The organism is Tamaricihabitans halophyticus (assembly GCF_004340875.1).
In the GTDB taxonomy this organism is placed as follows: Bacteria; Actinomycetota; Actinomycetes; order Mycobacteriales; family Pseudonocardiaceae; genus Tamaricihabitans; species Tamaricihabitans halophyticus.
The window spans coordinates 102,064-122,769 of sequence record NZ_SLXQ01000015.1 but is presented as its reverse complement, the minus strand read 5'-3'; the positions used below and the strand labels follow the sequence as shown (position 1 = coordinate 122,769).

Here is a 20,706-nt window from a genome sequence, read left to right as displayed (position 1 = left end):
ACGCTGCGACGTCCTCTACGCCATGCTCCGCAACAAAACCCACTACCAACACCCCATGGAATCCCCCGCTTGACAACTCCATAGGGACACCCCCCGGTACGCCCGCCAACTGAAATACGGCGACTCGGGCGCTGTTGGAGACAACCGATGAAGCGTCCCGACCGGCTCTCGTGTTGGGTCACCGCCTTGAAGTCCTTGGGCAACGCCGGCTCGCCGCCCGGCTGATCACAGATTTCGCGGCTATGTCAGCCCTCGAGCGGAACACAGCTCGTTTCGTGTTCCTGAGCCCGCATGCTCGCGAACACACGGCGACTGGGATCAGGCCGCCGCTGACACCGAGGCGATGCTCCGCATGGGGGCGGGCAAGCATCCTGAAGCCCCGGACTCGGCCGTCTCGTGCGAGACCTCTGCATTCAGTTCCCTGAGTTCCGACTGTTTTGGGCACGACATCGCCTGCATCAGCGCGGCCTCGGCGCACGCTTTGTAACTCCTGTCGTCCGACCTCGGAGCGACAAGCGAAGATGCATCTGAACGACGGATGAGCGTTCCCTTGTCATAGCTCTCGTGGTGATCATCGGAAACTGACTGGTTCGCGCCCGCATCGAGAGCTCGCCGCACTCATCGTCGTCGCAGGGTCGAGTCGAGCAGAGCAGGCGGGGTGTCGTTCTTCTCCGCTGGAGCGAGATCGGTACCGGGCGGGACGATCTCATCGATGGTATCGAGAACCTCGGTTGGGAGGTCGACGTCGGCGGCGGCGAGCTGAGAGTCGAGGTGCTCCAGTGTGCGCGGACCGATGAGCGCCGCGGTGACGGCCCGGTGTGCGGTGACGAAGCCGAGGGCGAGCTGGATCATGGTCAGTCCGGCGTCGTCGGCGATCTTTGCCAGCTGCTCGACGGCGTCGAGCTTGGCGCGGTTCGCGGGCACGGTGAGATCGAAGCGCGGCCGCATGAACGTTGAGCGGCTGGTGGTGATCTCCTGACCCTCGCGAACCGCGCCGGAGAGCCATCCCGATGCCAGTGGGCTCCAGGCGAGCACCCCGAGACCGTATTCCTCAGTGACCGGCAGCACGTGGCTCTCGACGCCGCGCTGGAGGATGGAATAGTTCGGCTGTTCAGTGACGTAGCGACTGATCCTGCGGTCGCGGGCGGCCCACTGCGCCTGCACTATCCGGTAGGCGGGGAAGGTGGAGCTGCCGAAGTAGCGGATCTTTCCCGCCTGCTGGAGGTCGGTCAGTGCGGACAGCGTCTCCTCGTCGCTGGTGTTCGGGTCCCATCGATGCATCTGATAGAGGTCAATATGATCAACCCCGAGTCTCCGCAGACTCCCTTCGAGGGCGGTGATCAGCCACCGGCGTGAGCTCCCGCGGTGATTGCGCTCATCGCCCATGGGAAGCGTCGCCTTGGTCGCCAGGATGACATCGTCGCGGCGTGTCCCGAGGGCCTTGCCGGTCAGCTCCTCGGATTCCCCGCCACTGTAGGCATCAGCGGTGTCGATGAGGTTGATCCCCGCATCAAGGGCTGACCCGACGATGGACTCGACGTCCTCCTGGCTCGTTCGACCGATCCGACCGAAGTTCATCGCACCGAGTGCGAGCGTGCTGACCTGGACGCCGGTGCGTCCGAGTACGCGGTACCGCATGAGCGGGTTCCTCCCGGCAGGTTGAGCTTCTTCAGTGAATGCGCTTCCTCTGACATGATGGAAGCGGAGCGATGCTCCGAATCAACTATACGGAGCAATGTTCCGTTTATCAACCCTGCCGTCGGGAGGTTCTATGGACGAGAGCGCGAAGCGGCCCGGTCGGGCGAAGCGGGCCGATGCCCAACGAAATGAGCAGGCCCTGCTGGATGCCGCTGCAGCTGTATTCGTGAGCTCGGGCATCGATGCGCCAGTCCGAGAGATCGCAGCGAAGGCCGGCGTCGGGATGGGGACGATCTACCGCCATTTCCCCACGAGGGCGGACCTCATCGTGGCTGTCTACCGTCACCAGGTCGATGCTTGTGCCGAAGCGGGGCCGGCCCTGCTTATGGACAGCGCCTCGCCGTATGTGGCGCTCGATCGCTGGGTAGACCTCTTCGTCGACTTCCTCGTCACCAAGCATGGGCTCGCCGCGGCACTGGGGAGTGACCAGGCCAGCTTCGAAACCCTGCACGCCTACTTCATAGACCACCTCGTGCCGACCTGCGATCAGATACTCGAGGCTGCGATCGCCGCCGGTGAGATCAGGGCTGACATCGGCGCCTACGAATTGATGCGCGGCATCGGCAACCTGTGCATCTATGCCGACCAGGACTCCCGATACGACGCCCGCCGGCTCGTGGGGCTACTCGTCGCCGGCCTCCGCACCTGACCTACGCTTCAGTTGCCAGCGAGCAAGATTGGCTACTGGGTGGCCACCTCCTGATATCGCGAAAGGATCAGTATTGGAACGGTGGGTTCAGCGTTTCCGTTACCAACCTGATCCGCTTAGCTGGTCGACTCGCGCTTGTTGGCGCATGAGGTCGCGGTCGATCGCCTCGTTCTAGGGATCGAGATTACGGGCTTGTTCCGGGGTCTCCGCGGTACAGATCGGTGACACTGTTTGCCGCTGCGGCGGCGTCGGGAGTGTCAGGAACTGAAACAGTCCCATGAAGGCCGAATGGAAGGCAGATAAGCCGTGTAGGTCTCGACGACTTCTCGGTCTCATCGCCGATGTCCTGTCAACTTCATTTGACGAAGTGATCGTGGGACGGGAACCGGATCTGGTCACGGGTGATCGTGTTGTCAGCAGAACCCTGCGGAACGCTCCCGACCACTGGTTACGCCTCCAAACGCATGCTGTCGTCCATGGCGGCGAAGGCACGCCGTACGCACTCGGGCAACTCGCCGGGGGCGCAGGCGGGGAGCCACTCGTCCAACGCGCAGCGCCAGGTGGCCACGAAGAATTCGATGAGCAGTCGCAGCTCGAGGCGGTGCGGGCCGCCAAGCCGGAGCGCTACCTCGGCCTGGATCTCCGCGCAGTGCTGCAGGGAATGCCCGTTCAGCGATGGTGACTGCTCGATCAACCTGAGCGTCGCCGGGAAGCGCCGGTACCAGTCCTGATCCATGCGGTCGAGGGTGGCCAGCATCGCGTCACGGAAGACGTCGACCAGTGCCCCGGACTTCTCAGTCTCGTCCAGCACGTCGAGGTAGGCGCTCCAGAGCTGTTTGACGGCGGTGAGCGCGACATCTTCCTTCGAGCGGAAGTGGCGGAAGAAGGTCCGCCTCGACACCTCCACCACATCGAGCAGCGCGTCGAGCGGCGTGGTGTCGAAACCACGCTCACTGAACATCGAGATCGCTGTATCCACCAGCGCCTGGCGGGTGCGCAGCTTCTTACGCTCGCGCAGCGTGGCGGGCTGCCCAAAAGTCGTCATCAACAGCAGTCTAGCGACCATGCACTCCTGGAGCATATGCTTCAATAGAGCAAATGCCACACTGTGGCACACTGACGTGAGAGGAGACCCACCTGTGCGAGCACTCGTTGTCGACCACACCGCAACGGCACACCTTTCGCTGGCGGAGGTAGCCGACCCGGTACCCGCACCCAGCGAGGCGCTGGTCCGAGTCGAAGCGGTTTCGCTCAACTACGGCGAGGTCACCGGCGCCACCAGTCCGGATACGCCGGACGGCACCGTGATCGGCTGGGACGCGGCGGGGGTGGTAGTCCAGGCGGCGGCCGACGGATCAGGCCCTTCCGCGGGAACCCCGGTAGTAACACTGGGCGAGACCGGCTGGGCCGAGCTACGTGCGGTCCCGGCCACTCTGCTCGGTGTCGTGCCAGATGGCGCCGACCTCGGTGCGATCAGCACGATTCCGGTCGCCGGCCTGAGCGCTCTGCAGGTGCTGCGCCGCATGGGGCAACTCCTAGGGCGCCGAGTGATGATCACCGGCGCCTCCGGCGGAGTCGGCCGCTACGCGGTGCAGCTCGCCTCCCGCGCGGGCGCGGAGGTCGTCGCGATCAGCGGGAATCCCGCCCAGGAAAACAGCCTGCGGGCCCTGGGAGCGCACGAGGTGTACGCCGACCCAGGCAAAGTCGACCGGCCCGTGTTCGCGGTGCTGGACAACGTCGGCGGCCAGCAACTCGTGGACGCCTTCGCCACTCTGCAAGCCGGTGGCGTGTTGGTGAGCGTGGGCAGGTCGTCCGAGGCGGACGCCGTACTCCCGCCCGAGGCGTTGATGGCCACCGAAGGACGACACGACAGGTCGATTCGCACCTTCTACCTGTTCGCCGACCCGGCTGCGGACCTCTCCACCGACCTGACCTGGCTGGCCGCCGAGGTTGCCGCCGGCCGTCTCGACTCCGGAATCAGCTGGCGCGGCTCATGGACCCGCTACGACGAGGCGGCCCAAGCCCTGCTCGACCGCCGCCTGCGCGGCAAGGCTGTACTGGATATCGATGGAGCTTGCGTCTCCTGACGCCGGGCGGATTGAAGTGATAGCCCCGACACAGCGTTCATTGGTTCACTCGAACGCGCGGGATAGTCGTCGTTGGCGAACAGCACCCGTTTACAACCGGACACGTAGTCCGGCGTGAGCTTCGCTCGTACCTCGTTTACCGCCGGCGCGAACCTGGAAAGGTGGGCACGCGGACCCCACGTCCTGGTTGGGAATGAGCCACAACCAGGGCGTCGCGTACTCCGCACTGAGCGCATTCTGCTTATCGGTCTGGTCGCCATCGTCAGCGGAGCGCCACTGCTGTTCCCTTCGCTGGGGCCGACAGCGTTTCTAGTGTTCACCACACCCCAAGCCCCCGCAGCCAGCCCTCGTAACACGGTCCTCGGGCATGTGGTCGGCATACTCGCCGGGGCTCGCCACCACCGGACTACTCACCGCTGCACCAGACCTCAGCCACCCCAACTGGCCCCGGGTCGGCGCCGCCGCGGTCGCTCTCGGTCTGACCTGCGCGGCGATGACCGTACTGGATACTCCACACCCGCCGGCAGGCGCACACTCCGTCGCAACTCCTTGCCATACTGCTCGGTGTCGCACTGATCGCGATCCTCGCCGTCCTGATCAACAAGCTGTTCCGCGTGCCATACCCGTAGTGGCATCAGCCCGTCAACGAACCGGCATGACGGCCCGGCACTGTGTGAATCACCGTTCACAGTGGACGAGATCGACATCTTATCTCTAATAGTCTCGACAGGCTAGTGGTTGAGCCCTGATTGCCACTCCGAAATTCAGCGCGGGCACGTTACCTCGTCTATACTGGCCGGTCAGAAATCTGGGGATTTCCGCGAATCCACCTAGTCGACAACGAATGGGACATGTTGACACCAAATGCCCAAGGATCCAACACGATTGCGACGGAAAGTCGTGCGGATTTCCCGACGCGCTACGCACGCTTATGACTCGATCGAGGAGTCAAACTTCGCACGACACAATACGGCCCTCCCCCGCTTCACCTTAGCGGCGCGCCGGGCACAACCGCTGCTATTCCGTACCGCTTTGAGTTTCCCGGATGACCCGGCGCCCCGCATTGCCTACGGGGAGTTCATGAGCCGGTACACGCAGGTTCTCGCGCACACCGGAGGACATGTAGCTGCCCAGGGATCGGTCCGTACGGCACGAGGCGCGCTGTGGGCGTTCAACCTGCCAGAACTCAACGACCTGAATCCGCCGCAGGTCCAGCTTGTGATCAACGGGCCTCCGGTCGAAACTGAATTTACTTCATCTGAGGCACTGGCCGGGATAATTTCGGGAGAAGCACGGGTTGCGGTAGCTGCCGATGTACGGGTTCAACTCGCCGCTCAGCTCGCCACTGTCCACGCCGGTCCGTCAGATAGATGTCGAACTCCCGAGGACATCGACAGCATGCTCCGCACGCGCAGCCACCCTTTCTCTGGTGACGAAACAGAAGTGTGGAAATGCCAGCTCAAGTCCTGCCACGGTTTGGACCCCGTCGCCGAGGCCCGCGTCCTGGTCGCCGAGACCACACGCATCTACCAGATCCTCGCAGATCTTGGATGCGACAGAGCCGCAGACAATGCCGCAGAAATCGAAGATCGTTGCCGCACAGTGCTACAGCGTATCAACGGCGACGACGGTTGAGCGACAAGAAACAGTCGATGGTGATAATCGAGGATGCGGAGACGTGATGGATCGATCGATTCTGAGCCGGCCAGGTCCGGCGCCGGATAGCACCATGCGGTACGGCGATGACACTGATCAGGTCGTGGACGTCTGGTATGGCGATACCGAGAAACCGGTCGTCGTGCTTATCCACGGCGGGTTCTGGCGGGCGCGGTATGACCGATTGCATGTACGGCCCATGGCTACGGCAATACGCGAGCGAGGATGGCCGGTAGCAGCGTTAGAATACCGCAGGATTGGTGGACAGCCGGAGGCTTCGACCGACGATGTCAGAAGAGCGCTCGACACCGCGACGGCGCGGGTCGACGGCAATGGCGCGGTCATCATGGGCCATTCGGCTGGCGGGCAGTTAGCGCTTTGGGCCGCCGCAGTTTGTCCTCCGGCTGGACTGCTGAACACGATCGCGCTGGCGCCGGTTGCGGATCTGGTCCACGCACACGAAGCGAAGCTGGGTGACGGGGCGGTGGCCGCGTTCCTCGGGGAACCGCCCAACCGCCGACCCGATCTCGATCCGGCGCGAATGGCCGCACCCGCCAGTCGAGTAGTGCTTATCCACGGCGAATCGGATACCAGTGTACCGGTGCAGATAAGCGAGTCGTACCAGCGCGCGCATCCAGAAGCGGAACTCGTGGTGATACCCGCCATCGGGCACTTCGAACTCATCGACCCAGACAGCGTTGCATGGCCAATCGTTGTGCACGCACTCCCACTCCAACCCGGAGATTCTGTATCTGCGTGACCCGCAGCGAACGCGGCACTGCGTCGTGGTCGTGGGAAACTGCTAGCCGGTAGCACTGGCTAGGTCGGCAAGGGCTTCGACTGCGACGGGCAGGTCGCTGAATCGCGTGGTCAGTGGGGAGCACCCGAACCGGATTCCGTCTGGTTCACGGAAGTCCACCAGTATTCCGGCCGCCGTGAGCTGTTCAGCGAGAGCCTTTCCGTTCGGGTGGCAGATGGTGATGTGGTTGCCACGGTCCTCGGCGCGCCTGGGAGATCCGAGGGTAAACCCTAGCGGGGCGAGGTGTTGTTCGGTCAGTCGTACGGCGAGTTCGGTGAGCGCGATACCCTTGGCCCGGATTCGTTCGATGCCGGCTTCGGTGACCAACCGAACGCCCTCGCGCACGGCGATCAGGCCGAGTACGTTCGGGGTCCCGGACAGCGCGCGGCTCACACCTGGGGCCGGCAGGTATCCCTGAGCCATGGCAAACGGATCCGCACGTCCGATCCAGCCCTGGATTGGCTGGTGGAACCGTTCTTGTACAGCGTGGTTGACATAGAGGAAGGCCGGGGCTCCGGGTCCACCGTTGAGGTACTTGTAGGTGCAGCCGACGGCGAAGTCCGCCCGGGCCGTGTCCAGATCCACCGGGATCGCGCCGGCCGAATGGCAGAGATCCCAGACCACGAGCGCGCCAACGTCGTGTACGCGCGCGGTGATCCCAGCCATGTCAGCGATCGCGGCCGACTGGTAGGCGACGTGGGAAAAGGTAACCACCGCGGTCTGTGCGCCGAGCACCGGAGCCAGCAGCTCCGGAGTGATACCGCCACGTATTGGTGGCTCGAGCCAGCGCAGGGTCATGCCGAGTTCGCTGGCGATCCCTTCGACCACGTAGCGGTCGGTGGGGAAATTGTGCACATCGGTAACGATCTCGGTCCGTCCTGGCCGTAGCGCACAGGCCGCGCGCAGCAGTTTGTATAGGCACACCGTGGTGGAGTCCGCGACCACGGTTTGCCCCGGCGCGGCCCGCAGCACCGTTGTCCCGAGTTCGTCTCCAACCACGGTTGGTAGCGCGAGCCATTCCTCGGTCCAGGACCGGATCAGCCGGGTTCCCCACTGCTTGTGCAAGCAGTCCTCGATCGCGGCCACCGTGGCTTTCGGTGGCCTGCCGAGTGAGTTGCCATCCAAGTAGGCGCGCACCGAGTCGTCGCCGGGCAGGAACCGGTCGAGATAGTCCGCGAGCGGGTCCTGTTCATCGAGTTGCCGCGCCAGCCGCCTGGTCATTTTCCGATTTCCGAGCGCAGCGCGAGGATTTCCGGGAAGAACGTGAGCTCCAGTGCCCTTTTCAGGAAGGCAACGCCGCTCGATCCACCGGTCCCGGTTTTATGCCCGATGATCCGCTCCACGGTTTTCATATGCCGGTATCGCCACAGCTGAAAGGTTTCCTCGATATCCACGAGCACTTCACAGGTTTCGTACTCCTCCCAGTACTCGCCCACGTTCTCGTAGATCCGGCGCAGCACGGGAACGAGTTCCGCGTTGAATTCGTGTGGACGAGTCACGTCCCGGTCCAGCAGCACGGCCGGTATCGCGTGCCCACGCCTGGCGAAATGCCGCAGCACCTGGTCGTAGAGACTGGGCTCGCGCAGGGCAGCGCTCAGTTCGGCCCGCCCCGGCTCTTCCGGATCGAACACCTCGAGCATCTCCGCGTTCTTGTTGCCAAGCAGGAACTCCACAACTCGGTACTGCACCGACTGGAATCCCGACGCTTTCCCAAGGAAGGTGCGGAACTGGGCGTACTCGATCGGGGTGAGCGTTTCCAGCACGGCCCACTGTTCGAACAGTTGGCGTTGGATCGATTTCACCCTGGCAAGCGATTTCAGCGCGGGGCGCAGTTGCTCGGCCGCGATCCGGTCGCGCGCGTAACTCAGCTCGTGTATTACCAGCTTCAACCAGAGCTCACTCGTCTGATGCTGGATGATGAACAGCAGCTCGTCATGGTGCTCCGGGTCGCTGGCCGGGCGCTGCGCGGACAACAACGCGGGCAGGCGCAGATAGCCGCCGTACGTCTGGTCCGCGCTCAGCTCACGGTGCACCCCGTGTTCGATATCGCGAATATTCACCACCCAGCAAGCATTGCATGTTCATGACGACAATCTCAACGGCGCAATAGAGCCCGTGGCGGTGTCCGACACTTGTCGAAGGCGCCTCACGGAGTTCACGACACGAGTACAGATCCCGTCCGCGCAGGGCCCTATCCTCCGATGACGCCGCCCACGAGAAATCGGGGCATTCTGGACGGAGCGGAGTGAACATGACAATGCATGTCCAGACCGTCGTCGTCGGTGCCGGCGCGATCGGTAGCGCCGCGGCCTACTGGCTCGCCAACGATGGTCAACAGGACGTCATCGTTCTCGAGCAGTTCGAGCTCGGCCATGACCGCGGAGCCTCCCCAGGGCCATTCCCGTGCACTTCGGCGCAGCCACCACGACAACGCCTACGGCAGGCTTACCCGCCCCCTTATGACAACTGGGACCGTCTGGTCAGCGAGAGCGGACAACAGGTGCTGGTCCGTACGGGCGGAGTGGATATCAGCCTCGTCGGCACCCCCGGAGAGCAGATGGTGCAGCGATATCGCGGTGTTCTCGGTCCTTGCCCGCATGGCACGCCGCTCGACCGCGGAAGCGAGATCGCGCGCGGGAGTGCGTGTGCCTTCCGGACCGCCAAACCAGAACAAGTCAGGCACGGATGGATGAACTGCGCAGGTACGTCCAGTCCAGTCCGAAAGGATGCGCCGACTGCTGCCATCGACTGCCATAGCCGTGCCGCATAGTCCGGAGACTCCGGCTGAACGAGCGGACGAAACTCCGCATTGCCAGGTCGAGACACCTGACGGCGCCGTCGCACACCTCCGCGCATAGCGGATCGGCGCCGAACAGACCCGGCTGCTTGTCGGTCACCGCTCGGTTTGCGAGGCGAGGCCAGGGGTGTCTCGGCCACGCAGCGAAGAGCCCGCGGTCTCAGGCATCGTGATCAGCGCGATGGCGCCAAGCGCGCAGCCTGCCATCAGGTAGTAGGCGGGAATGAGATTGTTTCCGGTGGCCTCGATCAGGATCTCCGAAATCGGCGGCGCGGTGGCCGCGAGCGCCGCGGTGGAGATATTGTACGAGCCCGCCATACCGGAGTATCGAATATGTGTCGGCAACATAGCCGGTAATGTCGCGCTCGTATTTCCCAATTGCAGGACGAAGAACAGCCCAAGAATCGCGAACGCAACAATGGCCAGCGCGAACCCACGCGTCATCAGCCAGAACATCGGTATAACCAACACGAAGAGGCCGCCGAGCGAGATCCACCAGCACGGTTTGCGACCGATCCGGTCCGAAAGGGACCCAGCGAAGGGGATCACCACCAGCATGCAGACCTGACCGATCAGCAGGATGGTGGTCGCCTGGCCGCCGGTAAAGCCTACCGAGGTCTGGAAATAGACGGCCATATAACCAAGAAGGGTGTACTGCGTGATGTTCAACGCGACGGCCAGTGCACCAATCCGCAACAATGCCGGCCAGTACGCGGACAGGATCCGGAACATCCCCCGCGTCGACTTGTGCTGACCGTCTTCGGCCGCGAGTTCCCGAAAGACCGGGGTGTCGTGCACCTTCATGCGCAGGTAGAGGCCGACCAACCCGAGCGGCAGAGCCAGCAGGAACGGGATGCGCCAGCCCCACTCGGCCATCGCGGCACTACCCAACAACGCGTTGAGTGTCAGCACGACGACCGAGGCAAGGACCAGCCCGCACAGGGTGCCGAACTCGAGGAAACTTCCCCAGAAACCACGCTTGCGGTCGGGCGCGTACTCGGCCATGAAGATAGCCGCGCCGCCGTACTCGCCGCCGGTCGAGAACCCTTGCACCACACGGAGAATGACCAGCCCGACCGGCGCCCAGATCCCCACGGCCTGGTAGGTGGGCAGCATGCCGATCAGGAAAGTGCCGACACACATCAGGATGATCGTGGCCGCGAGGGTCCGGTTCCGGCCGATTCGATCACCTAGCGTGCCAAAGACGATGCCGCCAAGCGGACGTAGGACAAACGACACCGCGAACACCAGGAGACTTGCGATCGTCGAGTACTCGCCGGGAAAGAAGGCGGCCCCCATCTCGATCGCGACATAACCGTAGACGGCGTAGTCGTACCACTCACTCGCGTTGCCCAGCGCCGAGGCCGCAACCACGCGACGCCGGACGGCGGGTGCGGGTTCGACGGACGCGGAGGCAGAGACGTCAAATCCCATCAGGTCCTCCGAAAGCTAGTGCGGTCCGCTGGCAGAACGTCTGATGTGGTTGGCTGCCTGACTGGTCAGCTGGAAGTGGGCTGGTTTACCACCTGAAACAACGCGCCGAGTCCGGTTTGCGGTCGCTGAATCCCCATCAGCAGCAGCGCGTGCCAGAGCGTGACCTGGGTGGCGGTCAGCACCGGTTTCCCGGCACGCAGCTCCAGATCCTCGAGATGCGCCGCCGTGTGCAAAGCAGTTTCCGGGATCAGCACCGCCTCGGCGGCCGCGGTATTGCTCCGATCCACGATTTCCAGCAATCGCGGCCCTTCCCACGCGGCGAGCTGGCGATCCGAGCGAGCATCCAGATCGATTCGATGGACGGTCTCCACGCCCGCGTCAGCCAAGAGCTCGATCAATACATCGGTCACGAGGGGGTGGTAGACCGATCCCAGGCTGACGCGGGTAATCCCCATCGCGGCTAGGGCCGCGACATAGGCCATAGAGGTGCTACTCGCCGGGGCTCCGGCCTCCGCTTGGATGAGCCGCGTCTGCCCGCGCGCGCCTTCCAGGCCATGCAGGAAACTCCCGCTCGAGCACGCCCAGGTCACCGCGCCAGGAGCCATCGGCCGAACCGCTCGCGCCGCCACCCGCAGGCCGGCCGCATCCCCCAGTCCACGCAGGACCTCACGCTTGCCCTTGCCGTCCAGGAGATGTGCCTTTTCTCGGCCTTCCGGCCACGGGACATAACCAAGACCGATTCTGATCGCCGGATCGATCTGACGTGCCAGCGCGTAGAAGTCGTCTTCCCCACTGCCACGCGTATCCGGATACAGCAACCCTAGGCGAATGGGGTTTTCGTCCGCGATCACTTTCTCGGTCATGGGGAGTACCTTCTGCCAGCGAATGTTTCATGTCAATTGAACAATTCTGCAGAGAACCCTGTAATATGCTCTAAATGATCGACTTGCGCCGTCTTCAGGTACTGCGAGCCGTCGAGCAATGTGGGGGTGTCACCGCTGCCGCCAGGGCACTGCACCTGACTCCATCCGCCGTGTCCCAACAGGTCCGCGCACTCGCCAATGACCTCGGGGTGGAGCTACTCGTTCACGAAGGCCGAGGCGTCAAACTCACCTCGGCGGCCCATCTCGCGCTCCGTCATGCGCACGAACTGTTTCGTCAGTGGGAAGAAGCGGCCGCGGATATCCGTAAACACGAAGCGAATCCGCCGGGCACCGTTCGGCTCTGTGGCTTCCCCAGCGCGCTCACGGCGCTATTGATCCCGACCGCGTCGGCCCTGCAAGAGAGCAACCCGGCGATGCGGGTGCACCTACGCGAGGCGGAAACACCGGAGTGTTTCGAGCTGCTGCTCAGCGAGGAAGCCGATCTCGCCGTCGTGGTGCCGAACGCCAACAGCCCCACGTTGGACGACCCACGCTTCGACCAGAGTCCGCTACTCGACGACGTCATCGACCTACTGGTGCCGGACGACCATCACCTTGCCGAACGTGACTCGATCACCCTGTCCGAGGCGGCCTCGGAAACCTGGATCGTGGCCGAACCCACCAGCACCGAACAGCACGCACTCGCGATCGGCGCATGCACCACCGCAGGCTTCCGGCCGCGGATCGGGCACTATGCCACGGACTGGCAAACCGTCCTGCATCTTGTCACCGCAGGCTACGGCGTCTACCTGCTGCCTCGCCTGGTGGAGATCCCAGCACAGGCTAGGCTTCGCCGGCTACCAGTTACCGGCAAACCACGCCTCGTCCGCCGCATTCTGGTCGCTAGCCGGAAAGGCAGCCGGCACCACGCACACCTCGCCGCGGCTGGGCGAATCTTGCACGGCATCGCGGCCGCGATCGCCTAGAGCTTGCGTGGCCTTGGCAAGCCGGCGCGAGTCCGGGAAAACTGTGCGGGGCAGGCCGTATCTGCACTCAGTGACCCCAAGATCCCCGAGAAATGCGGTTCAAACGGACCCGGCTACCGCTACGAACTCGCGGGTGCCGCCGCCTGCCACATTGCGGCAAAGTTCTGTTCGTACTGCTCGTGAATCTTACTGATATCCGTGTACAGCAGGGTTTCATCGTTGCGCCGCAGAGCGTTCTCGCTGTAGTTGTGGCTTCCGGTCAGTACCCAGCTCGCCGCGGTGTCCGAATCGGACTCGTCGACGGTCATGTACTTCGAGTGGATATTGCCGGGCAGGTCAGGTGAGGAGCGAAGTTCCCGAAGCTCGATCCCTGGCGTGTCGGCGAGAAGGTTGCGAACATCATCGTCGATCTCGGCATGTACGACGTAGATCGTGCACCCCTGGCCAGCCAGTTCGACCAGCCGGTCGGCGATGGCGATGCGATAGGAGTCCCACTCGGCCGCACCGATCCGGATCGTCGTGCTGGCACCACATTTGACATCGTCGAGCTTTTCCACGACCGGATCAGTAGATGCATCATCGCCAGCGCGCGGGAAGAAATGTGCTTGCACTTCGCCATCCGGCATGGTGGTCGGCACGACTCGATAGTAGTCGTCGGTCTCCACCTCATTCGCCATATCGTCGAAGTAGCTGTCGTACCCCGCGTACAGGTCGGTGTTGCCGACGAAAGTCACCGCGTTGTTCCAGAACACGGTGGAGTTCAGATCGGTGACATTGGCCGACGATTGAACAACAACATCTGAACTCCCGCCAACCTTGGAGAACAGGAAGAACTTGTTGTGCTGGCCCTTGTCACCGATACATGCCGCGGTCGTTCCCTCGGGAGAGAGCCGGCTACATGGGTGAACCCAGGAACGCGCCGACTCGTCCGTACCGAGTTCCTGTTGCAACTTGTCCATCACGGGATCGTCCAGGCGTTTGCCACCGTCGATCACCATCTGCACGTCCACATCACGGCGGTGTGCGGCGATGAGCTCGTCGACAAAATCCATTCCAGCATCGCCCGTGATGGCGAAATGTGCCAACCGGATTCGTGAACCCGCATCGGCCTGCTTGATCAGACTGCATACCGCCCGCACGATCGCGGTCGGGTCACCCCCTGCTGGATCGCTGAACACCGCCCCGGTTTGCACCGGCATATCGTCGGGCGCCTCCTGGCATGGGCGGGCCGCCGCTGATCGTTCATCCGGTGACGCGGAGGCAACCCGGAAAGCGTCGCCCCCGACAGAGACGAGAACACTCATCGCGACGATCGCGATCACGGGGCGAAGTTTCGCACGCACAGCCACGTAGCCTCCGATCGGGATTCAGAACAGGCCGTCCAATGTATATATTCGCTTTCGTCGACGGCAAGCGTTCCGGCTTCTCGGCTTCGTGTTCAATCACCACCGCCACCTGCGATAGGTACCGTACTCAGCCGTAATACTGACGGTTGAGCTGACGTGTGCCGAATTCGGTGGATAGCCGGCATCGCCTCCGCATCAGCACCGAGCGCGTTCCCGGTTCCCGTGTTGCGGTCATACTGTGGAAAGTCGCTCCCGGCGATATCCAGCCTGATCCGGTGGCCGGCATGGAATCGCCACGCCGTGGGCCGCATGTTCACCTCGAACTCGTACACGGTTTCCGGCTCAGTGGGAGTCGGGTCGTCGCCGGAGTCGCGGTACCGGGCGCGCAAGATTCCGTCGGTGACGAGCAGCGCGGGCCCGCCGGGAGCGACGTCGACGAGTTTGACCACGAAGTCGGCGTCTCGTGCGGAGGTCGCGGCGAACAGTCCAACGGCGACCGGACCGATGGTGTCGATCGGGTCGGCGAGCGGTTCGGACGTGTAGCACAGCACGTCCGATCTCGCCTCGTTGTGTACCTGATCCAGTGGCCCGCCCACCACGGTGCCCATGCTGGCCACGTGTCCACCGTGGGTGGGCACCGGATACTCCGGATCGTAGTGACAGGCGTCTTCTGAAGCACCGGCGAGTGGCTGCCCGAGCACCAGCCGGCCATCGCCAGCCGCACTATTGGCTCGCCCGTCGCTGGTGAGATACCAGACCTTCGGCTCAGTTCCCGGAGGCGGCCAGGATGCCGCCGTGCGCCATTCGTTCGCTCCCATCACGAAGTACCGCACCGGAGGCGCCGCTGCGCCCGCGTTCTTCAAGTGCGCATCGAAGAAGGCAAGATGTTGTCCGGGCACATCAGCGAAGCTCGAGTAACCGTGAGGTCCGAAGTTGCATTGTCCTTGTACCGCCGGCAAGTGGCCGTCATGCGTCCACGGTCCGACGATCAGACGATGCGCCCCTGCTTGCTCGGGATCCCGCCCCACCATGTTCCGCATACGTTCATAGCTCGCGATGGTCGCCCCGCAGTAGATGTCGTACCAACCGGCAACCGAGAGCGTGGGTATCTCAATGCTGTCGTAGTCGAAGGCAGCGACCTGGCTGAACGCGCCGGTGAGGAGGTCACCAAACTGGACGGGAAAATCCGGGAAATCGAACTGTGGCACCGTTTTCAGCGGCAGGTGCCAACATGCGGGTGACGTGTCGCCGAGGAGTTCGAGCATGCGTTGCTGGACCTCCGGGTCAACGCGGTGCCCGGCAGCCTGCCGTACGGCCAGCCATTCCATGGTCGTCAGCGCCAGCCAGTAGACAAGCTGGTTGAGTCGCAATGCTCCCCCGGCCTCGGCCAGTTCGAGCTCGCCGCTGGTCGTCATTCCCGGTGCGATTGCCCGAAGATGCGGTGGTCGGGTGGCCGCGCCGAGCCATTGCACGATGCCCAGGTACGACGAGCCGCACATACCGACCGCGCCATCACACCACGACTGCTCGGCAACCCACTCAACGCTGTCGTAGGTGTCAATGCCCTCCTGCTCCCACTGAAAGGGCACCCAGTCGCCGTCGGATCCGCCTCGACCTCGAACGTCCTGCACCACACACACGTAACCGCCGCGTACACAGTGTTCCGGACGCAGCGCATCAGCATTGAAGAGCGTCCGGCCGTACGGGGTGCGGATCAGAATGGCCGGGTGCGGCCCAGGCTCGGTGGGACGCCAGACGTCTGCGCGCAACACGGTGCCATCCCGCATCGGAACGGCAACTCCGCTCTCGATGAGCACCGAGTGCATGGGGACTGTGTCGGACAATTCATCTTCTCCAATGCCAGCAGGTCCGCCGTACCGGCGTCAGTCTCCATCGACGGACGCGTATACGGCGTCGACGAGGTTGTCGACCCGCAGATCGCCGCCTTCAAGGAGTTCCGACATCCGGTTCGGGATGTAGGCGAATGCGAGTTCGCGCTCCGGATCCGCGAGGGCGAAGGACCCGGTTGCCCCGCCGTGACCGAATGCCTCGCCCAGCCGCGGCCGTGTAGCGAACAGGGGGCCATGCGGAAGACTGAAACCCAATCCCCAGGCGGTGGGCATCAACAGGACGCGGTCTTCTCCTTGGCAATGCACGGTGCGCGCCTGCTGCATCAGCGCGCGGCTCAGCAAGGCCGGTGCGCCGTCGACCTCACCGATCAGCATCGCGAAATAGCGGGCCAACGAGGTGGCCGTGGCAACGCCATCACTGCTCGGCGCCTCCACCAGGACGTTGCTGGGGTCGTTCGCGGTAGCGAAAGTCATATCGATGCTGCCGAACAACGCCCGGTACGGCAGCGAACTGGGATCGTTGATGGCGGCGCCCATCTTCTCCATGCCAGGCAGTTTGAAGCCCGCCATGATCTCCTCGTCGCTCGGCGGAATGATCGCGGCGACGCGCGGCAGATATTCCTCGGGCAGGCCGATGTAGCAGTCCAGGCCGCGGGGCGTGGCGATCTCGGAAGCAAAGAACGTGCCGACCGTTTGCCCCGTGATTGCGTGCACGATCCCACCGATCAGATGGCCGATGGTGAGCCCGTGGTAACCATGCGCGGTACCCGGCTCCCATTCGGGGGTCGACGCCGCGAGTTCATCGATGATCGCGTGACCACCGTCCTTCATGGATTCCAGGGAGAGCGGGCAGCCCTCGAGCGTGACCAGACCGGACTGATGGCTGAGTACCGTGCGCACCGTGATCTCGCCCTTGCCTTGGGCCGCGAACTCCGGCCAGTAGCGCGCCACCGGTGCATCCAGCTCCAGCTCACCGCGCTCGACGAGCAGCAACGCCGCCCCGGCGGCCATCGCCTTGGTCGTCGAGGCCAGCGCGGCCATCGTGTCCTGCTGCCACGGCCGCTTCGCCTCCGGATCGGCCGCACCGGCCCAGATGTCTACTACCGGTTCCCCACGGTGATAGACGCAGACGCCGGCACCCACTTCCTTTCCGCTGGCGAAGTTCTTTCCCATCGCCTCAGCAACGCGCTCGAACTGGGGACGAACGGTGCCCCCGATCTCGATATCCACCACTACTTGCTCCTTCGTCATCGAAGTGCCGATATCCGACCTACCGGTAGGTTTGTTAGGACTGTACCAACCTACCGGTAGGTCGGCAATATGGCCACGGTGCCTACCAACCGGTCGGAAAGGTGCGTACGCTAACGAAGGCGGCCAATCGGCTCGACTACGATCACTCGTGCTTCGACTACGGAGGGTGGAGTTGACACAGCAGGAGGCGAGAGACACCCGCGGTCTGATCTTGGCCACCGCGCGCGAGATGTTCAGTACGCAGACTTACCGCGCCGCGTCCGTACGAGCGATCGCAGAGCAGGTAGGTATCACCAAACCCTCGCTCTACCACCATTTCCGCAACAAGGCCGAGATACTCGAGTGTCTGATCAGCGACCCGCTCAACGAACTCGAGAAGGTCGTCGAGGATGCGGCCGCAGCGTCCAGCCCCAGCGAGATTCGACGCACGCTACTTCAGGGCTGCATTGCCGTCCTCACGGAACACCGGGACGTGATGGGGCTGTTGTTCAGAGACGCCTCTGTGTACACAAACGAAACGACCGACCTCGTATCCAGAACGCTCGGCATCACCGAACGCGCCACCGAACTGTTGACCGGACCGGACCCGGATTGGCGCATGCGACTGAGGGCGTACCAAGCCTTCGCCGCCGCAACCGACCCCATCGCGCATTTCGCGGATGCACCACAAGACGAGCTGCGCGAGGAATTGCTGCTGGGCGCATACACCCTACTGGGACTGGAAGCCGAACCACCGGCGTAGTCGAACCGCCCGGCCCGCCATCGAACCCCGAGCAGCGGCTCCCGAAAAGTAGTCGACTAGCCGCCACGCGGCGAATCAGCTCGCGGTCGGCGACTCGCCGCGATCACCTTCCCAGTGGTCGGCCCACTCACTGAGCGCGGTAATCGTTCGTTCCAGGTCGCGCCCTTTGTCCGTGAGCTCGTACTGCACCTGCACGGGAATGGTATCGATGACCGTACGTGTCACGATGCTCTCCGCCTCGAGTTCGCGCAGACGACTGGCGAGCATCCGGTCAGTCAGAGCCGGGATCGCGTCGCGAATCTCGGCGAACCGGGAGCTACCGAGCAGGAGCTGCCGCAGGATCACTCCGGTCCACCGGCGCCCGATCAGTTCAACCGCGTGATGGTACGCCGGGCAGAAGTCCTCGCCCTGGCTGTACGGGTGTTCCATACGCCTCACATTATCATGGCGTCAGCTACTATACATTAGTAAGTGACTTATGATTATATGGCTGGCAGTCCGAGACCGATCCGTACCGAATGAGGCGATGACCAATGACGACCTGGGCGGAGCAGTTGCGCCGCAGCACTTCCGGAACTGTCTACAGTAGATCAGAAACCCGGGAAGCGCCCGGCATGGACCTGTACGCACGTCCACACGCGACTCCGGCCGCGATACTCGCCGCCCGGGGAATATCGGACGTCCAAGCGGCGATTCGCGTGGCGCGCGAGTACCAGGTGCCGCTGTCCCTCCGCGGCGGCGGCCACAGCGCGGCCGCGTTCGCCGCCGCCGACGGCGGCCTGATGCTCGATCTCAGCGGGCTACGGGACGTCCGTGTCGACCCGCTACGCCGTCGTGCGCGGGCCGGCGCGGGAGCGACCTGGGGCGACTACGACACCGCCACCCAGCGGCACGGACTCGCCAGCACGGGCGGCATCGTCTCAAGCACCGGCGTCGCCGGTCTGACCCTCGGCGGCGGAATCGGCGCCCTGCGGGGACTTCATGGCCTGGCCGTGGACAATCTGCGTGCCGCCGACGTCGTCCTGCCGGACGGGTCGGTGACGCGCGCGGACGCTGACCATGAACCCGACCTGTTCTGGGCGCTACGCGGCGGTGGCGGCAACTTCGGCGTCGTGACCGGGCTCGAGTTCGCCATACACCCTGCCACCGAGGTCACTACCGGCCTGTTGGCGTGGCCTCTCGAGCAAGCCCAGACCGTGACCGCGGGCTACCGCGCCCGCGCCGACGAACTGCCCGATCACACGGTCGCCGATCTCGTCTTCGGCCACGACGACCATGGCGAGCCGGCCATCCTGATCATTCCCCGGGTCATCGGCGACGCGGCCACCGCCGCGCCGTTCATCGAGCATCTCCGCGCCTCGGCCCCGCCCATCGACGACACCATCGCCACCCGCGCCTACACCGCCAGCCAGAACTTCCTCGACACCGCCGCCCGCTGGCGCCAGCGCGTGTACTGGAACACGACGACACTGCACCACCTCGACGAGAACCTGGTCGACATCCTCACCGCGTACGTTCGCTCGGCACCTTCGCTGGACAGCAAGATCAACATCGAGCATTTCCACGGCGCCGTATCCCGGATCGACCCGGCAAGCACCGCCGTCGGATTCCGGCACGCCGCCTACAACGTTTTCGTCGAAGCCAAATGGGACGACCCGGGAGCCGATGCCGACAACCGGGCGTGGGCGAGTGAACTCATCCAGACACTCGCTCCTTATTCCGCCGGGGGCGCCTACGTCAACTACCTGCCCCGCGACGCCGACCAGGAACGGATCCGCGCGGCATACGGACCCCGCACCTACGAACGACTGCGCGCCATCAAAACCATGTACGACCCAGACAACCTGTTGCGAGCCAACCAGAACATCCCGCCCGAACGCTAGGAAGGAACGATCCATGTCCACTCGTATCGCCGTCATCTACTACAGCTCGACCGGCAACGTGCACGCCCTCGCCGAGGCGGTAACCAAGGGCGCGGCCGCCGCCGGAGCCGAAGTACGCCTGCGGCGTGTCGCCGAGCTCGCACCCGTCGAGGTCGTCAACTCGGTCCCGGCCTGGGCCGCGCACGCCAAGGCAACCGCGCATATCCGGGAAGCCACGCTCGAGGATCTCGAATGGGCCGACGGCTACGTATTCGGTACGCCGACCCGGTATGGCAATGTCGCCGCACAGCTGCGCCAGTTCCTCGACACCACCAGCGATCCGTGGGAACGCGGCATTCTCGCCGACAAGCCGGTCAGTGGATTCACCTGTTCCGGCAGCCCACACGGCGGCCAGGAGTCCACCCTGCTCAGTATGTACACCGTGTTCATGCACTGGGGCGCCTACATCATCCCAATGGGATACACCCACCCGTCCGTCGACGAAGCGGGCGGCAATCCCTACGGCGTCAGCAGCGTCGACGACGGCAACGGCCCGGCCCCGGAAGCACTCGCCGCCGCCACCCACCTCGGATGCCGTGTCACCAAGGTCGCGCAACTGATCCGTCCAGACAGTATGAATATCGACGCCTCCGACCCAACGAGGTTCATTCAAGGCTGAACAAACT

At 64.0% G+C, this 20,706-nt stretch carries 22 protein-coding genes; 11 read left to right on the top strand and 11 right to left on the bottom strand.

Translation table 11 applies throughout. The features are described 5' to 3' along the window. Nucleotides 1-170: 170 nt before the first annotated feature. The gene (locus EV191_RS30690) at nt 171-425 is read left to right on the top strand and encodes an MmyB family transcriptional regulator (protein ID WP_243659218.1); all 255 of its coding nucleotides are present in this window, start codon (nt 171-173) and stop codon (nt 423-425) included. 193 nt (nt 426-618) lie between these two features. Here the strand turns inward: EV191_RS30690 and EV191_RS25095 are convergent, their stop codons facing one another. Continuing rightward, nucleotides 619-1,638 (bottom strand): aldo/keto reductase, encoded by a 1,020-nt coding sequence (locus tag EV191_RS25095; protein ID WP_132879957.1) that lies wholly within the window; start codon nt 1,636-1,638, stop codon nt 619-621. Nucleotides 1,639-1,771: 133 nt separating this feature from the next. On the opposite strand from EV191_RS25095, the gene EV191_RS25090 reads away from it, so the two are divergent. Next, nucleotides 1,772-2,347, top strand: coding sequence for a TetR/AcrR family transcriptional regulator (locus EV191_RS25090; protein WP_132879956.1), 576 nt, complete (start codon nt 1,772-1,774; stop codon nt 2,345-2,347). 448 nt (nt 2,348-2,795) lie between these two features. Here the strand turns inward: EV191_RS25090 and EV191_RS25085 are convergent, their stop codons facing one another. Further along, nucleotides 2,796-3,392, bottom strand: coding sequence for a TetR family transcriptional regulator (locus EV191_RS25085; RefSeq protein WP_132879954.1), 597 nt, complete (start codon nt 3,390-3,392; stop codon nt 2,796-2,798). A 94-nt stretch (nt 3,393-3,486) separates the two neighbouring features. Between EV191_RS25085 and EV191_RS25080 the strand changes: the two genes are divergently transcribed. The 4 genes from EV191_RS25080 (at nt 3,487) to EV191_RS25060 (ending at nt 6,850) form a co-directional block, all read left to right on the top strand. Further along, on the top strand, nt 3,487-4,434 hold the full coding sequence (locus EV191_RS25080) for a zinc-binding dehydrogenase (RefSeq protein ID WP_132879952.1): 948 nt from the start codon (nt 3,487-3,489) through the stop codon (nt 4,432-4,434). A 114-nt stretch (nt 4,435-4,548) separates the two neighbouring features. Continuing rightward, nucleotides 4,549-5,010 (top strand): HPP family protein, encoded by a 462-nt coding sequence (locus EV191_RS31005; protein WP_424565502.1) that lies wholly within the window; start codon nt 4,549-4,551, stop codon nt 5,008-5,010. 288 nt (nt 5,011-5,298) lie between these two features. Further along, complete coding sequence (locus tag EV191_RS25065) at nt 5,299-6,069, top strand: hypothetical protein (protein WP_132879951.1); 771 nt, start codon at nt 5,299-5,301, stop codon at nt 6,067-6,069. Then, nucleotides 6,005-6,850 carry an alpha/beta hydrolase family protein gene (locus EV191_RS25060; RefSeq protein ID WP_243659217.1) on the top strand — a complete coding sequence of 282 codons (846 nt, stop codon included), beginning with the start codon at nt 6,005-6,007 and terminating at the stop codon, nt 6,848-6,850. The genes EV191_RS25065 and EV191_RS25060 overlap by 65 nt, the downstream gene beginning before the upstream one ends. A 42-nt stretch (nt 6,851-6,892) precedes the next feature. On the opposite strand, the gene EV191_RS25055 is transcribed toward EV191_RS25060, so the two are convergent. The 3 genes from EV191_RS25055 to EV191_RS30685 form a co-directional block, all read right to left on the bottom strand. Beyond that, nucleotides 6,893-8,110, bottom strand: coding sequence for a kynureninase (locus EV191_RS25055; protein WP_132879949.1), 1,218 nt, complete (start codon nt 8,108-8,110; stop codon nt 6,893-6,895). Next, nucleotides 8,107-8,952 carry a tryptophan 2,3-dioxygenase gene (locus tag EV191_RS25050; RefSeq protein ID WP_132879948.1) on the bottom strand — a complete coding sequence of 282 codons (846 nt, stop codon included), beginning with the start codon at nt 8,950-8,952 and terminating at the stop codon, nt 8,107-8,109. The genes EV191_RS25055 and EV191_RS25050 overlap by 4 nt, the downstream gene beginning before the upstream one ends. A gap of 128 nt (nt 8,953-9,080) precedes the next feature. Further along, complete coding sequence (locus EV191_RS30685) at nt 9,081-9,263, bottom strand: hypothetical protein (protein ID WP_243659223.1); 183 nt, start codon at nt 9,261-9,263, stop codon at nt 9,081-9,083. Between EV191_RS30685 and EV191_RS25045 the strand changes: the two genes are divergently transcribed. After that, nucleotides 9,183-9,659, top strand: a complete 477-nt coding sequence (locus EV191_RS25045) for a hypothetical protein (protein WP_243659222.1) — start codon at nt 9,183-9,185, stop codon at nt 9,657-9,659. The two genes, EV191_RS30685 and EV191_RS25045, sit on opposite strands and share 81 nt — an antisense overlap. 123 nt (nt 9,660-9,782) lie before the next feature. Here the strand turns inward: EV191_RS25045 and EV191_RS25040 are convergent, their stop codons facing one another. Further along, a complete protein-coding gene (locus EV191_RS25040; RefSeq protein WP_132879946.1) occupies nt 9,783-11,120 on the bottom strand; it encodes an MFS transporter in 1,338 nt (445 codons plus the stop codon). A gap of 65 nt (nt 11,121-11,185) precedes the next feature. Next, nucleotides 11,186-11,983, bottom strand: coding sequence for a maleate cis-trans isomerase family protein (locus EV191_RS25035; protein WP_132879944.1), 798 nt, complete (start codon nt 11,981-11,983; stop codon nt 11,186-11,188). 74 nt (nt 11,984-12,057) lie between these two features. Here EV191_RS25035 and EV191_RS25030 point away from each other — a divergent pair, with 74 nt between their 5' ends. Beyond that, nucleotides 12,058-12,969: a LysR family transcriptional regulator gene (locus EV191_RS25030; protein WP_132879943.1), complete on the top strand. Its 912-nt coding sequence runs from the start codon at nt 12,058-12,060 to the stop codon at nt 12,967-12,969. Nucleotides 12,970-13,088: 119 nt separating this feature from the next. On the opposite strand, the gene EV191_RS25025 is transcribed toward EV191_RS25030, so the two are convergent. From EV191_RS25025 to EV191_RS25015, 3 genes are all read right to left on the bottom strand, one after another. Further along, entirely contained in the window at nt 13,089-14,318 is a 1,230-nt protein-coding gene (locus EV191_RS25025; RefSeq protein WP_243659216.1) for a phospholipase D-like domain-containing protein, read from the bottom strand. A gap of 89 nt (nt 14,319-14,407) precedes the next feature. Then, entirely contained in the window at nt 14,408-16,159 is a 1,752-nt protein-coding gene (locus EV191_RS25020) for a CocE/NonD family hydrolase (protein WP_132879941.1), read from the bottom strand. A gap of 39 nt (nt 16,160-16,198) precedes the next feature. Further along, a complete protein-coding gene (locus EV191_RS25015; RefSeq protein WP_132879939.1) occupies nt 16,199-17,416 on the bottom strand; it encodes a serine hydrolase domain-containing protein in 1,218 nt (405 codons plus the stop codon). Between the two features lie 172 nt (nt 17,417-17,588). Between EV191_RS25015 and EV191_RS25010 the strand changes: the two genes are divergently transcribed. After that, nucleotides 17,589-18,158, top strand: a complete 570-nt coding sequence (locus tag EV191_RS25010) for a TetR/AcrR family transcriptional regulator (protein ID WP_132879937.1) — start codon at nt 17,589-17,591, stop codon at nt 18,156-18,158. A gap of 75 nt (nt 18,159-18,233) precedes the next feature. Here EV191_RS25010 and EV191_RS25005 read toward each other — a convergent pair whose 3' ends face one another. After that, the gene (locus tag EV191_RS25005) at nt 18,234-18,587 is read right to left on the bottom strand and encodes a winged helix-turn-helix transcriptional regulator (protein ID WP_132879936.1); all 354 of its coding nucleotides are present in this window, start codon (nt 18,585-18,587) and stop codon (nt 18,234-18,236) included. A 185-nt stretch (nt 18,588-18,772) separates the two neighbouring features. Between EV191_RS25005 and EV191_RS25000 the strand changes: the two genes are divergently transcribed. Both EV191_RS25000 and wrbA read left to right on the top strand, forming a co-directional pair. After that, on the top strand, nt 18,773-20,041 hold the full coding sequence (locus tag EV191_RS25000) for an FAD-binding oxidoreductase (RefSeq protein WP_165913089.1): 1,269 nt from the start codon (nt 18,773-18,775) through the stop codon (nt 20,039-20,041). A 13-nt stretch (nt 20,042-20,054) separates the two neighbouring features. After that, entirely contained in the window at nt 20,055-20,699 is a 645-nt protein-coding gene (wrbA, locus tag EV191_RS24995; RefSeq protein WP_132879932.1) for an NAD(P)H:quinone oxidoreductase, read from the top strand. Nucleotides 20,700-20,706: the final 7 nt, after the last annotated feature.

Coding starts and splice junctions, on each gene's coding strand:
- EV191_RS25035 (WP_132879944.1), bottom strand. CDS start 11,983: ATGACCGAGAAAGTGATCGCGGACGAAAACCCCATTCGCCTAGGGTTG.
- EV191_RS25055 (WP_132879949.1), bottom strand. CDS start 8,110: ATGACCAGGCGGCTGGCGCGGCAACTCGATGAACAGGACCCGCTCGCG.
- EV191_RS25065 (WP_132879951.1), top strand. CDS start 5,299: ATGCCCAAGGATCCAACACGATTGCGACGGAAAGTCGTGCGGATTTCC.
- EV191_RS25015 (WP_132879939.1), bottom strand. CDS start 17,416: ATGACGAAGGAGCAAGTAGTGGTGGATATCGAGATCGGGGGCACCGTT.
- EV191_RS30685 (WP_243659223.1), bottom strand. CDS start 9,263: ATGGCCGAGCTCGAACTGCTCGAGAACGATGACGTCCTGTTGACCATC.
- wrbA (WP_132879932.1), top strand. CDS start 20,055: ATGTCCACTCGTATCGCCGTCATCTACTACAGCTCGACCGGCAACGTG.
- EV191_RS25000 (WP_165913089.1), top strand. CDS start 18,773: ATGGACCTGTACGCACGTCCACACGCGACTCCGGCCGCGATACTCGCC.
- EV191_RS25060 (WP_243659217.1), top strand. CDS start 6,005: ATGCCGCAGAAATCGAAGATCGTTGCCGCACAGTGCTACAGCGTATCA.
- EV191_RS25005 (WP_132879936.1), bottom strand. CDS start 18,587: ATGGAACACCCGTACAGCCAGGGCGAGGACTTCTGCCCGGCGTACCAT.
- EV191_RS25030 (WP_132879943.1), top strand. CDS start 12,058: ATGATCGACTTGCGCCGTCTTCAGGTACTGCGAGCCGTCGAGCAATGT.
- EV191_RS25040 (WP_132879946.1), bottom strand. CDS start 11,120: ATGGGATTTGACGTCTCTGCCTCCGCGTCCGTCGAACCCGCACCCGCC.
- EV191_RS25095 (WP_132879957.1), bottom strand. CDS start 1,638: ATGCGGTACCGCGTACTCGGACGCACCGGCGTCCAGGTCAGCACGCTC.
- EV191_RS25085 (WP_132879954.1), bottom strand. CDS start 3,392: ATGACGACTTTTGGGCAGCCCGCCACGCTGCGCGAGCGTAAGAAGCTG.
- EV191_RS25090 (WP_132879956.1), top strand. CDS start 1,772: ATGGACGAGAGCGCGAAGCGGCCCGGTCGGGCGAAGCGGGCCGATGCC.